The 13,307-nt window shown below is 68.2% G+C and carries 12 protein-coding genes; 7 read left to right on the forward strand and 5 right to left on the reverse strand.

Features of this window, described 5'->3' with window-relative positions; genetic code table 11:
* Positions 1 to 93 precede the first annotated feature (93 nt).
* The 3 genes from ACIHAX_RS34530 to ACIHAX_RS34540 all read right to left on the reverse strand — a co-directional run bounded on the left by ACIHAX_RS34530 (position 94) and on the right by ACIHAX_RS34540 (position 4,541).
* The gene (locus ACIHAX_RS34530; RefSeq protein WP_397281807.1) at positions 94 to 1,032 is read right to left on the reverse strand and encodes a CorA family divalent cation transporter; all 939 of its coding nucleotides are present in this window, start codon (positions 1,030 to 1,032) and stop codon (positions 94 to 96) included.
* Between the two features lie 675 nt (positions 1,033 to 1,707).
* The gene (locus ACIHAX_RS34535) at positions 1,708 to 3,504 is read right to left on the reverse strand and encodes a TerD family protein (protein WP_397281810.1); all 1,797 of its coding nucleotides are present in this window, start codon (positions 3,502 to 3,504) and stop codon (positions 1,708 to 1,710) included.
* 260 nt (positions 3,505 to 3,764) lie between these two features.
* Complete coding sequence (locus ACIHAX_RS34540) at positions 3,765 to 4,541, reverse strand: helix-turn-helix transcriptional regulator (RefSeq protein ID WP_397281812.1); 777 nt, start codon at positions 4,539 to 4,541, stop codon at positions 3,765 to 3,767.
* Positions 4,542 to 5,129: 588 nt separating this feature from the next.
* On the opposite strand from ACIHAX_RS34540, the gene ACIHAX_RS34545 reads away from it, so the two are divergent.
* The 6 genes from ACIHAX_RS34545 (at position 5,130) to ACIHAX_RS34570 (ending at position 11,072) form a co-directional block, all read left to right on the forward strand.
* Positions 5,130 to 5,618 carry a hypothetical protein gene (locus ACIHAX_RS34545; protein ID WP_364436561.1) on the forward strand — a complete coding sequence of 163 codons (489 nt, stop codon included), beginning with the start codon at positions 5,130 to 5,132 and terminating at the stop codon, positions 5,616 to 5,618.
* Entirely contained in the window at positions 5,615 to 6,013 is a 399-nt protein-coding gene (locus tag ACIHAX_RS34550; RefSeq protein WP_356968539.1) for a hypothetical protein, read from the forward strand. Before ACIHAX_RS34545 ends, ACIHAX_RS34550 begins: the two co-directional genes overlap by 4 nt.
* A 377-nt stretch (positions 6,014 to 6,390) precedes the next feature.
* Positions 6,391 to 7,695 carry a hypothetical protein gene (locus tag ACIHAX_RS34555; protein ID WP_397281815.1) on the forward strand — a complete coding sequence of 435 codons (1,305 nt, stop codon included), beginning with the start codon at positions 6,391 to 6,393 and terminating at the stop codon, positions 7,693 to 7,695.
* 39 nt (positions 7,696 to 7,734) lie between these two features.
* Positions 7,735 to 8,184, forward strand: a complete 450-nt coding sequence (locus ACIHAX_RS34560) for a helix-turn-helix transcriptional regulator (RefSeq protein WP_355078458.1) — start codon at positions 7,735 to 7,737, stop codon at positions 8,182 to 8,184.
* A gap of 5 nt (positions 8,185 to 8,189) precedes the next feature.
* On the forward strand, positions 8,190 to 8,600 hold the full coding sequence (locus ACIHAX_RS34565; protein ID WP_355078459.1) for a VOC family protein: 411 nt from the start codon (positions 8,190 to 8,192) through the stop codon (positions 8,598 to 8,600).
* 78 nt (positions 8,601 to 8,678) lie between these two features.
* Positions 8,679 to 11,072, forward strand: a complete 2,394-nt coding sequence (locus ACIHAX_RS34570; RefSeq protein WP_397281817.1) for an ATP-binding cassette domain-containing protein — start codon at positions 8,679 to 8,681, stop codon at positions 11,070 to 11,072.
* A gap of 38 nt (positions 11,073 to 11,110) precedes the next feature.
* Here the strand turns inward: ACIHAX_RS34570 and ACIHAX_RS34575 are convergent, their stop codons facing one another.
* Positions 11,111 to 11,638 (reverse strand): TetR/AcrR family transcriptional regulator, encoded by a 528-nt coding sequence (locus ACIHAX_RS34575; RefSeq protein WP_364436573.1) that lies wholly within the window; start codon positions 11,636 to 11,638, stop codon positions 11,111 to 11,113.
* A gap of 92 nt (positions 11,639 to 11,730) precedes the next feature.
* Here ACIHAX_RS34575 and ACIHAX_RS34580 point away from each other — a divergent pair, with 92 nt between their 5' ends.
* Positions 11,731 to 12,681: a zinc-binding dehydrogenase gene (locus ACIHAX_RS34580; protein ID WP_355078462.1), complete on the forward strand. Its 951-nt coding sequence runs from the start codon at positions 11,731 to 11,733 to the stop codon at positions 12,679 to 12,681.
* A 147-nt stretch (positions 12,682 to 12,828) separates the two neighbouring features.
* Here ACIHAX_RS34580 and ACIHAX_RS34585 read toward each other — a convergent pair whose 3' ends face one another.
* Complete coding sequence (locus tag ACIHAX_RS34585) at positions 12,829 to 13,272, reverse strand: SRPBCC domain-containing protein (RefSeq protein ID WP_356968547.1); 444 nt, start codon at positions 13,270 to 13,272, stop codon at positions 12,829 to 12,831.
* Positions 13,273 to 13,307: the final 35 nt, after the last annotated feature.

The following is a 13,307-nucleotide window of genomic DNA, read 5'->3' on the forward strand; positions in this document are numbered from 1 at the left end:
CCGATCGGCTGTCTCCAACCTTGCCGCGCCGCGCGCCCAGAGTCGATTACGCGCGAGGTAATGATCGCCGGAAAAGCGCGCGCGCCCGAGGGCTCAGCGCAGTAGGCCCCGCTTCTCGAGATAGGCCGATGGAATCACCGCCGCCGCCAGAGCCAGCAGCACGGTGATCAAAAGGCTCAGCTGCCAGGGCAATTCGGCGATGTCGAGCAGACCTGCGGCGTAGCAGCCGACGACCAGAACGGGCGGCAGGACGACCGCGGTGGTGACGGTGAACACCTTGACGATCTCGCTCTGCCGCACATTCAGGCAGATCGTCACGGATTGCTGCAAGAAGCGGACGTTGTCGTACGCCGAGCCCGCATACTGCCCCACCCCGTCGATGTCGGCGAGCAGGATGCCGATCGCCTCGTCGAGTTCCGCCTTCCCTGACGACGTGTCGGCCAGCAGATGTCGCGCGGCGCGGGCCAGCTGCCGCTGGGTCTCCTGAGTGCGCGAGACGATGCGTTCGGTCGCGTTCATCCGCGACATCACGCCGCGCAGGTCGGCGAGCTCGATCTCGCGCCGGTCCCGGCACGTGATCGTCCGCTCGATCTCGTCGCGCAACGCCTCCATGGCGTCACCCGCATGATGTAGCACCCGCTCCGACGCCTCGTTCAGTGCCCACAGCAGCGCGTACATCACGCCGTGCGCGGAGCCGGCGAGCGCCGGGTCGCGCCGCATCTTCGCGACCGCCTTGTCGAAGGGGACGAAATGCTCGGACGGCTGCAGCGTCACGAGGAATTCACCGCCCAGGGCGAAGACGATCGTCTCCTGTTCGATGTTCTCGCCACGCCGGAATCCGGCCGTCACCGGAAAGTAGCGAAAGCTGTCGGTCTCCAGGCCCTGATCGCGAGCGGACGTGAAGTCGATACCGAGCCGTTCCCGCAGCACCGCCGCGGTGTCGGCGTCGTCGGCGGCGAGCGGAATCCAATGCTGCTGGAGCACTTCGGTATCGAAGTGGTCGGCGGTCACGGCACCGAGAAAGGTCGTCATCGACTACCGCTGCCCGCGGAAGGAGCGCACCGCGGATCCGGCCTGCTGCCGCCGTTCCGGATCTGTTGTGCGAGGCAATGTTTCGGCTTTCTCGGGCAATGTGGCCATAGTGGATGCTCCAATACTTGCTATCGTGCGGGGCTGGCGCGCTCCTCCGGTACCGAGGACGCACGCAGGGGCGAGCAGCGACGTGATCGGGCGGCGCCGCGGGTCGGGGGCCACGTATCGGCCGAACCCGGACGCGCCGCTCTTACGCGCCGGAGAGATGACGAAGGTTGAGGTCCGTACCGTGTCGGCCGATGGGCGCCGTTGCCCGGCGGGCGATCACGCACGCGGATCAACGATGCGCCGGCGCAACCTGTTTCGCGAGAGCGGCCCGGCTGTAGACGTCGATACTGTCATCCGGCATCTGCCGCTCACCTCGCTTCGTCGGTCGACCGGCGCACGAATTGCGCCATCCATCATTAGAAACCCGCCCATCGGGGTACGTCAATCAGTTGCGCAAGTGTTCGACAGCGCGCCACCGGATGGAAATCCAACGGCAGCAGGGGAAGCCGGACGACCGCGAACGACAGCGGTTTCCGGCGCCGAGCAGCCCAGGCCGTCGGCGGCGGCCACCTGATTGCACTGCCGGTCACGGCCGTGCCACCCTACCGGCTCGCCGCCACCGCGACGTCACTCCGCCACATCCACCCCGTACCGGCGCGCCAGCACCGCGAGATCCGTCGGATAACCCTGGCCCACCGCACGCAACCGCCAGACGTCGCCACGCAGGTAGACCTCGGCGAGCACCAACGTCCGTTCCTCGGTGGCCGCGTCCATCGTCGCGCGCGCGACAACGCCTGCCTCCGCGCCAGGCATCGCCTCGACCTCGATCGCGCCGACATCACCGAAGGTGGCCTCCGCGTCGTCCAACGCGGCGGCCAGCACGATCCGGCGGCAATATCGCGGCAGCTGATCCAGCCGTATCGCGACGGACTGCTCGTCGGGCCCCTCGGCGACGAGACGCACGCCCCGCGTCTCGGGCTGGTTGTAGAAGACGAAGTCGTCGTCGCCCGCCACCTGCTCGTCACCGTCGACGAGGAACGCGACCAGGTCAACCGCCCCGCTGCCGCTGTAGGCCCACGACGCCCGGATCGTCCAATCGATGCCGAAGTCGTCGATCGGTAGATCGATCACCTGACCACGAATCAGCGCAAGAGGCTCGGCGACCGCGCGACGCGATGCCGGCGACGCGTCGGAAGGCTGCGGCGCCGAGAGCAATTCGGCGCCGTGCACCGGGATGCCGAGTTCGGCGGCCCGTACGCAGCGCCGGTCGGCGTGGCCTCCGGTCAGCGCGAGCACGTCGGTTACCCGCCCGGACATGTTCACCGCCGCGGAGCCGCCGAGCTCGGCGATCCGTGAGCGGGCTGCGGCGGCACCGCCATGCGTTCCACCGAGCACCAGCACCCGGCGTCCAGCCAAGGGGCCACCGGGTGCGACCGGCACACGCGACGGTCGACGATGTGTCGAAGAAGTTCGCGCCACCTGATCGCCCTTGCGCTCACCCGGCTCGACACGCTCCAGCAACAACAGAAATCTGTTCTCGCTGACGATCGGGGTGCCGACCTCGACGGCTTTGCGAGCCTTGCCGCTGGTCGAATTCGGCGCGTTGGTGACGAGCACACTGGTGCGACCGCTCACCGCGCTGGTCACCTCTAGTCCGGCCGCTTCGGCACGGGCGACCAGGGCGTCCCGATCGGTCGCGGTATCGCCGGTGAAGGCCACTTTCATTCCCTGGACGAGAGCGCCACCGGTCTCGAACCGGCCCGGATACGTGTAAGGACACGGTGTTTTCGGGCCCGTCCGCTCGGTCGGCAGACCCCACGCGCTCTGGTAGTTCTCCTTCGGCGGGCAGCGCAGCAGAGGCGGCGTGATGCCGAGCCGCGCCGCATCGGCGATCAGCGCTCTGAGCACACCGGCCAGGACGCGAGTGTCGTCCAACGCGTCGTGCGCTTTCGAACGTGAAATCCCGTAATAGGCCGCGAGCGTGCCGAGTTTGCAATCCGGCGTCGGCGGCGCGACCCGCCGCGCGAGGGCAAGCGTGCACAATCGGCGACCCACCGGCAGATCGGCGCCGGTCCTGCCGAATTCGCTGGCGAGGAACCGGTAATCGAAGTGCGCGTTGTGCGCGACCATCACCCGGCCGGTCAGCAGGGCCGAAAGAGGTTCGCGCACATGCTCGAATCGCGGTGAGCCGCGCAGGATCTCGGCCGTCAGGCCATGGATGTGCACCGGCCCCGGGTCGCAGCCCGGATCGACCAGCGTATGGAATTCCTGGACGACCTGGCCGTCGGCGTCCAGGACCAATGCCGCCACCGAAAGCACCCGATGCTCTTCGGCCCGCAGACCCGAGGTCTCCACGTCGACAACGGTGTAGGCGCCGAAACCCGCCGTTGAAGGCGCTTGGCGCACAATCGCATTCCCTGGCACGGCCAACTCATCGTGACCACGGTCCCGAACGTTGCATTGATCGCACCTCGAATTCCGGATACGCCGCACTCACCATGGACGAGGTCGCCGCACGGGCCGGAACCGACACGAACGCCATCTGCCGACGCCGGCCCCATGGCCGGCCCTCCTGGGCCGCGCGATCGCACGAGGTGAAGCCGTCCCCGAAGCCCTGCATCCGCCGATGCCACCGTGGCCCTGGTCCTGCTCCGCAACGAGTTCGTGGTCCGCGGGGCGCAGCGCTACGGGTTCGCGGCGCCGCAGATCGGCAACTCCAGCAGCGCGCTGGGAGCGCGTTGCGGCACCGAGGTGCCCAGGTAGTACTGAATCCACCCCGGATAGTTGCCCGAGTCCAGACGAAAGACTTGAACATGCACCGCGTGCTGTGTTCCGGTCTCGTTATCACGGAAATGCATCGCGGACCGTTCTCTGCCGTAAACGGCTATTCCTTCTGCCCACATCCGGCGAAAGTCGGCGTACTCGGCGAGTTCGGCGAGCAGATCCGCAGGCCATTCCGATTCCGCCGCCGGTCCGATGAGGCCGCGCAGCCAGCGGACCATCAGACCGGCCTCCCGCTCCCATTCCACGATCACCCGGCGCGACAGCGGGTTGCCGAAAAACCATCGCAGGATGTTCATGTCGTCCACCAGGCCGGGAAACGCGCGCGCAAACGGCCTGTTACAGGCGAGAACATTCCATCGGGTATCGACGAAGCCCGCCAGGCCCGGCTCCTGCGCGACGAGCGCCTGCCGCATGTCCTCGGTGATCTCGGCGCACAACTCGGCTATCGACGGCGACCTGCTGATCGAGAGACCGGCCAACTCGTACAAGTGGCGGCGCTCCGCATCGGTCAGCGCTTTCACGCGTTTCAGATAACCGACCAACGCCTCCACGACGACCATGGTGGGACGGGCGCGCTCGCCGCTTTCCAGGTGCGCGACATAGCTCGCGCTCACTCCGGCCGCGAACGCGAGTTTCTCCCGCGACACCCGGCGTTCGTCACGTAGCCGGCGCAGCATACTTCCGAAGCTGGGCGGCTCGGGGCGGCCACTGTCGATTCTGCCCGATACTCGGTGCGTCACTGATCCACTCCTCTGACAACTGTGTTGAACGACGGGACACATCGAAGGAAAAGGTGATGCCGGCGAGGACGGCGACCGCAATCCCCTCCGGCGTCCGGATCGTTGAAAAGAACAAGCCAGGGCGACATTGCCGCAGCAACCCCCGGGAAGATCCTCTGCGCACCGATGTTAAATGCATTCGATCACGATATGAAACCAACTGGACCGGCATGTTAGACAGATCACACACCGCAAGTGCACTGCGGTAACAGGTTGGCCTACAGTACTTTTCATTCCTCCCGGCGACCGGCGCCGCCGCGACTTCCGTTCCTCGCCGACCGGATCACCACTCGCCGAAGAAATCCTCGCCAGGGCGGACACTGCGCGGTATGTATCCGCAAAAGGGTGCGTCGGGAAGATGGACATACCCGAGCGGATTGCATTAGATCTTGGTCGAGAAATTCCCCGGAACGATCGACGATTTCATTTTCGAGCCGATCGCCGGCGGATCGAACTCCGTCATCACTAGAACAGGAGCATTCCGACTTGTCCGCACACGCTCATCCCACGCCGCGCATCACACTGGCGGCCAGCGGCGACGACGAACGAAGAACGTTCGCGGTGTGCGCCGCCGAAGGCAGGCCGCTGTGGTACGGCCCCCTCGAACCACCGCCGGACGACATGGTGGCGGGCCGGCCCGCCTCCGCCCCGACAACCGCCGCGGCGCGCGGCATCTGGCTCGCGGGCCAGGCGAAGACGCAGGCAGGTCTCGGCCATGCGCTGCTGCGCCTGATCGTCACCGACCGGCAGCTCGACATCAGGGCGCTGCAACGTACCGCCGTGCTCACCGGCCTCGCCCTCGAATTCATCGTCACCAAAGAGAATCCGGCGCGTGGCTGGTGCAGTACCTACGGATGGCTCGAGTGGAGCACCGCTTCGCTGGCCGGTCTCGTAGACCGCCGCTCCGGTTTCGGCGTACGCCCTTACGTGGCGTCGGCCCCTGTTCGCCAGAGTCCGAGGAGGACACGCCGATGATCGGCGACATCGCATCCACCGACACCGTCCGGCACATCGATGCGGGCGCGACGTTGCGCACCGCACTGGAAGGGCTGTTGGTCCACGATGGCGGCGAACTCGACGCCCGGCTACGCCACGCCGTCGCCGCCGTCGTACACCTGGCGGTCGACGCCCGCCCTGGACCACCCGACAGCACCGACGAGTTCCTGGGCAGGCTCGACACGGCGTGGCTGCTTGCCGCGTGGGCGGGGCACGATGTCGAACTCTCGCTGATCGCGACCCTCGCCGGAGGGACCGTGCCCGCGCTGTCGTGGTGTGAGTTGATGTTCACGACGGCGCTGGCGCCGTGGTCGGCTACCGACTCCGCACGACATGCCCGACAGATCTTCACCGCCGACACTCCGGGTGCCTGACCGCACCGGAAGCCGGCCGCAGTCCCCACCCGTTGCTGAAGTGGTCAGACGTCCAGCTCGAGCCGTCGCGGGTTCGGCCGCCTCGCCCCCTCCGGCGCCTTCCGCAGGTCGGCCGGACAGCGGGCGGCTCAGCCGTTCGCGCTGGACAGCGAAGGCGTCCGCGGCCGAACCCGCTCGCGCGGCGCATCGCCGGGTGCCGTGATCACCGAACCCGCCAGTAGGGTTGACCACGGCGTTGCCAGGCCGGATGCTCTTGGTTGGCCGAACAGCTCGAAACCGGACATTCGAACGATCTTCATCGTCGTAGCGCCGAGTTGTGGCGGCGACGACGCCGGTGCGGACCCGCCCCGGTGTCCGGTACTCGAGGGGAGATTCGCGTGACCTACCGCCTGACCGATATCGATTGCGTGAGTGCCCGTGGGCACTCCGCGCTAGGGGGAACCCTCGCGATACAGGCGGTCTGGCGCTACGACCGTGCGGTGGATCTGGCGGCGCTCGAGCATTTCCACGAGGCGTTGCGGCACGGCAGGCTGAGTAGAGCGGTCGCGCCCGCGATGATCCCCGCCGCCGGGGACCGGTGGACCACCCGAGTCGAATTCAGCCCGCTCGAGGTCGCCGAGGAGCCCATTCCCTCGGGCGATCTGGAGGCCTGGATCGCCGAACAGGGAAATGCCGAGTTGCGTACCTTCGGCGGGCCCGCGTGGCGGTTGGCGGCGACCCACCTCGACAACGGGGAAAGCGTGGTGTCGCTGCTGGTTTCCCACACGCTCGCGGACGGCCACGCGTTCTGCACGGCGGTCACGGACGCCGTCGCGGACAAGCGACTCGACTTGTCCTACCGCACAGATGAATTCGGCCGGATGCGCCTGCTCGCCGGTGATCTCCGCGATGCCGCGCGGCGAGCCAGGTCGTTACCCTCCGCCGCCGGTTTGGCGCTGCGGTTGGCCGTCACCGGGCGCGGCGGCGGGACCGGGACCGCCGGCGACGCGCCGGACTTCCGGCTTCCGACCGTCACCGCGACGGTCCCGGCGCAGCTGTGGCATGCGGCGGCACGGGCCCGAGGCGGAACCGGCACCACCCTGGCGGTGGCGATGATGACCGCCATCGCGACGGAGGTCGGCCGCACCGACGAAGAGGGCCGGGTGCGCATGATGATGCCGGTCAGCACCCGCACCGCCGACGATCTTCGGGCGAACGCTCTGACCTCCATCGCCTTCGAAGTGGACGTGCACGACGGCGCACCGGCCGATCTCGCTCCGCTGCGCGCGGTGATGAAGGAAAAGCTCACCGCGGCCGCGGCCAGCGGGCAGGACGTCCCGCCGCTGATCCCGGTCGCGGTGGCGCTGCCGCGCGGACGGTATGCCCGGCTGGCCCGGCAAGCCGCCACCGACCCCGCCTCCACGGTGTGCTCCAGCCTCGGCAAGCTCGACCCCGAAATCCTGCGCATCGACGGCAGCCCGGCCTCGGCGATGATGATCGGCCTGGTCAATCAGAGCCTCGACGCGCGGAGCGTCGTGACCGAACGCGGCGGCAATCTGTACGTCGCGCTGGTCGAGGCCGCGGAGAAGATCACGATGCGCGTCATGGGGTTCCACCCGCCTGCCCTGCTGGACACCGAGCAGCTCACCGAGCTGGTGCGGTCCGCGCTCGCCGAGTACGAGCTCTCGGCGACCTTCTGGTAGCACCTCGGCTTGTCACCGCCATGTGGCACGATCGCGTAAGTGACCAGCCGACCCGCCGCCACGCAGCACCTGCACGACCTCGCGCGGCTGCGCCGCGTTCGCGACCGCATCGATCGCGAGTACGCGCAGCCGCTGGACGTGGAGGCGCTCGCGCGCGACGCGCACATGTCGGCCGGGCACCTCAGCCGCCAGTTCCGGCTCGCCTACGGCGAGTCGCCGTACTCCTATCTGATGACGCGGCGCATCGAACGAGCGATGTCGCTGCTGCGGCGGGGCGACCTCAGCGTCACCGAGGTGTGCTTCGCGGTCGGCTGCTCGTCGCTGGGCACCTTCAGCACCCGCTTCACCGAGTTGGTCGGTGTGCCGCCGAGCGTCTACCGGCGCGAGGCGGCGCGCGCCACGGCGGGGATACCCTCGTGCGTGTCGAAACAGGTGACCAGACCGATCAGGAATCGAGAAGCACCGGTTACCGAGCCGCAATTAGCCTGACTGCCATGGACATCACCATTCACGCGAGCTTCCTGCCGCACGACGACGCGGACGCGGCCCTCGCCTTCTACCGCGACATCCTCGGCTTCGAGGTCCGCAACGACGTCGGGTACGAAGGGATGCGCTGGCTCACCGTCGGCCCCGCCGGCCAGCCGGAAACATCCATCGTCCTGCATCCGCCGGGCGCAGATCCTGGCATCACCGACGACGAGCGCCGCACCATCACCGAGATGATGGCGAAGGGCACCTATGGCGGCATCCTGCTGGCAACCAAGGATCTGGATGGCGCTTTCGAACGGCTGGCGGCCAACGACGCGGAGATCGTCCAGGAGCCGACCGAGCAGCCGTACGGGGTGCGCGACTGCGCCGTCCGCGATCCCGCGGGCAACCTGATCCGCATCCAGCAGCTGCGCTGACCGCCCGGCGCGAACCGATCGAACCGAGCCCGGCGACGCCGGCCGCGCAGGCGGCCCCGCCCGACAGATGGAGACACGATGAGCACGGCCACGACGACGGACACGCAGTCGCCCGCGCCGCACGCCGCGGACAGCCACGATTTGATCCGCGTGCACGGCGCGCGCGAGAACAACCTCAAGGATGTCAGCATCGAGATTCCGAAGCGAAGGCTGACGGTGTTCACCGGCGTCTCCGGCTCGGGCAAGAGCTCACTGGTGTTCAGCACGATCGCCGCGGAGTCGCAGCGGCTGATCAACGAGACCTACAGCGCGTTCGTCCAGGGCTTCATGCCGACGCTGGCACGGCCCGAGGTCGACGTGCTCGAGGGGCTGACCACCGCGATCATCGTCGATCAGCAACGCATGGGTTCCGACCCGCGCTCCACGGTCGGCACCGCCACCGACGCCAATGCCATGCTGCGCATTCTCTTCAGCAGGCTCGGAAAGCCGCACATCGGCTCGCCCCAGGCTTTCTCCTTCAACGTCGCCTCGATCAGCGGGGCGGGCGCGGTCACGACCGAACGTTCCGGAAGGACCGTGAAGGAGCGCCGCAGCTTCAGCATCACCGGCGGGATGTGCCCGCGCTGCGAGGGCCGGGGCTCGGTGTCCGATATCGACCTCACCCAGCTCTACGACGATTCCAAGTCGCTCGCCGAAGGCGCGTTCACCATCCCGGGCTGGAAGTCGGACAGCTTCTGGACGGTGCGAGTCTACGCGGAGTCGGGTTTCGTCGATCCGAACAAGCCGATCCGCAAGTACACCAAGAGGGAGATGCAGGACTTCCTCTACAAAGAGCCCACCAAGGTGAAGATCGAGGGGGTCAATCTCACTTACGAGGGGCTGATCCCCAAGATCCAGAAGTCGTTCCTGTCCAAGGACCGGGAGGCGATGCAGCCGCACATCCGGGCGTTCGTGGACCGCGCGGTCACCTTCACGACCTGTCCCGAGTGCGACGGCACCCGGCTCACCGAGGCGGCGCGCTCGTCGAAGATCGCGGGCATCAGCATCGCCGACGCCTGCGCGATGCAGATCAGCGACCTCGCCGAATGGGTCGGCGGCCTCAGCGAGCCGTCGGTGGCGCCGCTGCTGGGCGCGCTGCGGCACACTCTCGACTCGTTCGTGGAGATCGGGTTGGGCTACCTCTCGCTGGACCGGCCCTCCGGCACACTGTCGGGCGGTGAGGCCCAGCGCACCAAGATGATCCGCCACCTCGGCTCCTCGCTGACCGACGTCACCTACGTCTTCGACGAGCCGACCATCGGCCTGCATCCCCATGACATCCAGCGGATGAACAACCTGCTGCTGCGGCTGCGGGACAAGGGAAACACGGTGCTCGTCGTGGAGCACAAGCCGGAGACGATCGTGATCGCCGACCATGTCGTCGACCTCGGTCCGGGAGCGGGCACGTCGGGCGGCACCGTCTGCTTCGAGGGCAGCGTCGAGGGGCTACGGGCCAGCGGCACCGTCACCGGCCACCATTTCGACGACCGGGCCGCGCTCAAGGCCACCGTGCGCGAGCCGAGCGGCAAGCTCGAGATCCGCGGCGCGAAAGCGAACAACCTGCGCGATGTCGACGTCGACGTTCCGCTGGGTGTGCTCGTCGCCATCACCGGCGTGGCGGGGTCCGGCAAGAGCTCGCTGGTGCACGGGTCCATCCCCGCGGGCGAAGGCGTGGTCGCGGTGGATCAGGCGCCCATCCGCGGCTCGCGGCGCAGTAATCCGGCGACCTACACCGGATTGCTCGAGCCGATCCGCAAGGCGTTCGCCAAGGCCAACGGGGTGAAGCCCGCGCTGTTCAGCGCCAATTCCGAAGGAGCGTGCCCCACCTGCAACGGCGCGGGCGTCGTCTACACCGACTTGGGGATGATGGCAGGTGTCGCCACCACTTGCGAGGAGTGCGAGGGCAAGCGATACCAGGCGTCGGTGCTGGAATACCACCTCGGCGGCCGCGACATCAGCGAAGTGCTCGCGATGTCGGTGCTCGAGGCCGAGGAGTTCTTCGGCACCGAGGCCGCCCGCACCCCGGCCGCGCACGCCATCCTGAGCAGGCTCGCCGACGTCGGGCTGGGCTATCTCAGCCTCGGTCAGCCGCTCACCACGCTGTCCGGCGGCGAGCGGCAACGGCTCAAGCTGGCCACGCACATGGCCGAGAAGGGCGGCGTCTACGTCCTCGACGAGCCGACCACCGGCCTGCATCTCGCCGATGTCGAGCAGTTGCTCGGCCTGCTCGACCGGCTCGTCGACTCCGGCAAGTCGGTCATCGTCATCGAGCACCACCAAGCGGTCATGGCGCATGCGGACTGGATCATCGACCTCGGTCCTGGGGCGGGACACGACGGCGGCCGGGTCGTCTTCCAGGGCACTCCCGCCGACCTCGTCGCCGCCAGCTCCACTCTCACCGGCGAACATCTCGCGGCCTACGTCGGCGCCTGACCGGGCGCTCGCGAGCAGGGTGGCGGCGATCGACGCCGCTACCCTGACCCGAGAACGCGAGCCGTCAAGGCGAGCACGCCCTCCCGATGGCGTTGCGGGGAGGTCATGTCGGTGATCTCCGGACGCATGCTCGCGAAGATCGCCATGGCCAGGAACTCCGCGTCGGCATCCGGGACGACCTGGGCGATCAACTCCGCCAGCAGCGCCCGCCACGGCGCCCAGGTCTCGGACCGACAGCCGTCGGGCAGGGCGCGCGTCAACGGTTGCAACTCGACCACCGTGAGGTCGAACACCGTGGCGACGAAGGTCTGTATCCGCTCGTCCACCGGCACGGCGGGATCCGCGGCGAGGTCGCGGACGGCCGCCCAAGCCCGGCCGGTCCGGTCGTCGAACAGCGCGCGAATCAGCCCTTCGCGGTCGGTGAATCGGCGGAACAGCGTGCCCTTCCCGACTCCGGCGGCTGCCGCGATCTCGTCCATGCAGACGTTGTCGCGCTGCTCATCGCAGATCAGACGCCCGGCTACGGCGAGAATCGCGACCCGGTTGCGTTCGGCGTCGGCGCGCATCGCTGACCTCCAGTTGACATAAGCGGACCCACAGTCCGTATCATAGCGACACACTAAACGGACCGACAGTCCGTATCCGGAAAGGTGGATCCATGCGCGCAGTTCGCTATCACGAGTACGGCGGCCCGGAAGTGCTGCGAGTCGAGGAGGTCGACGATCCCACGCCGGGCGAGGGCGAGCTGCTCGTCCGGGCCACGGCCACCGGAGTCAACTACTTCGAGGTGCAGGTGCGCGCCGGGGTGACCCCGGATCCGCTCGGCCTGCCGCTGCCGCACACGCCCGGCATCGAAGTAGCCGGGACGGTGGCCGCGGTCGGTCCCGGCGTCGAGACCCGCCGCATCGGCGAAAGAGTGGTCGGCACGGTCGCCTCCGGCAGTTACGCGGAGCTGGTGCGCATTCCGGCAGCGGCGGCCGTACCGCTCGACGATCGCCTCGGCGAGCATCAAGCCCTCGCGCTGCTCGGCCAGGGCGCGACGGCCGTGGGATTGATCGAAGCCGCGGAGATCGGGCCCGAGGACACGGTTCTGGTGGAGGCGGCAGGCGGAGGAATCGGAACCCTGTTGATCCAGTTGGCCAAACGAGCCGGAGCCCGGGTCGTCGCCGGTGCGAGCGGGGCCGCGAAGCGGCAGCTGGCCGCCGACCTCGGCGCCGATGCCACCGTGGACTACACGCGACCGGGATGGACCGAGGAGGCCGGTCCGGTGTCGGTCGTGCTCGAGACCGTCGGCGGACAGACGGCTCGGGAGGCTTACAGCCTGCTCACGAAACCGCGCGCCCGCATGGTGGTCTTCGGCTCGGCCAGCGGCGTCGCGGTCGAGATCAGCTCGGAGCAACTCCTACCGGTCGGCGCCTCGCTGATTCCCTTCAGCCTCGGATATCGCCCGCAACGGTGGCCGGAGCTGGCCCGCCGAGCCGAGGACCTCACGGTGCGCGGTGAACTCACCCCCGTCATCGGCACGGTGCTGCCCCTGGCCGAAGCGGCGACCGCCCATCGGGCGTTCGAAGACCGCACGGCCATCGGGAAGACCATCCTCACCCCCTGACCGCGCATCGGAAACGTGCGGCCATCGAGCTCGTACGGCTCACGCCAAGGTACGCCGACCGGCCGACGGGCGACAGCATCCGCACCGGTGGCGATGCCGCCGGTGCGAAATGCCGTCGCGGTGCCCCCGACCTTCCCGCGCGGCGCGTCAATCCCAGCTGTCGATCTTGACGTCGTGGGGATGCGGAGCGCCCTTCTCAGTTTCGATCAGCGATTTCAGGCTCAGCAGGTAGACCGCCCACTTGGTGCTGCAGTGGTGCATGAAGTCCACCGGCTCCTTCCACCCTCGGTGCGCGAAGAGCACGGTGGTGTAGTCGCCCGCCTGCTCGAGGCTCCAGTCCACCTGGGTCCCGATCCACTCATCAGGCCCGCCGACCACCTCCCACAGCACTCGCTTTCCCGGGTCGAGCTCGCGCACCCGCATGTCGAATCCACCTGCCGCGAAGCGGAATTCGAGCAAGCCGCCGAGCTCGCCGCCGTCCCCCTCGGTATCGGCCGTCCACCACCCGGCGAGCCCCTCGGTGGTGGTCAAGGCGGCGTAGACCTCGTCCACCGGCGACTTGATGCCCACTTTGTGCAGAATGTCCACCATTTCGATTCCTCTTTCCATTGTTCTCGTAACCGCGT

Origin of the sequence: Nocardia sp. NPDC051929, assembly GCF_044548645.1 — a bacterium.
Lineage (GTDB): Bacteria > Actinomycetota > Actinomycetes > Mycobacteriales > Mycobacteriaceae > Nocardia > Nocardia sichangensis.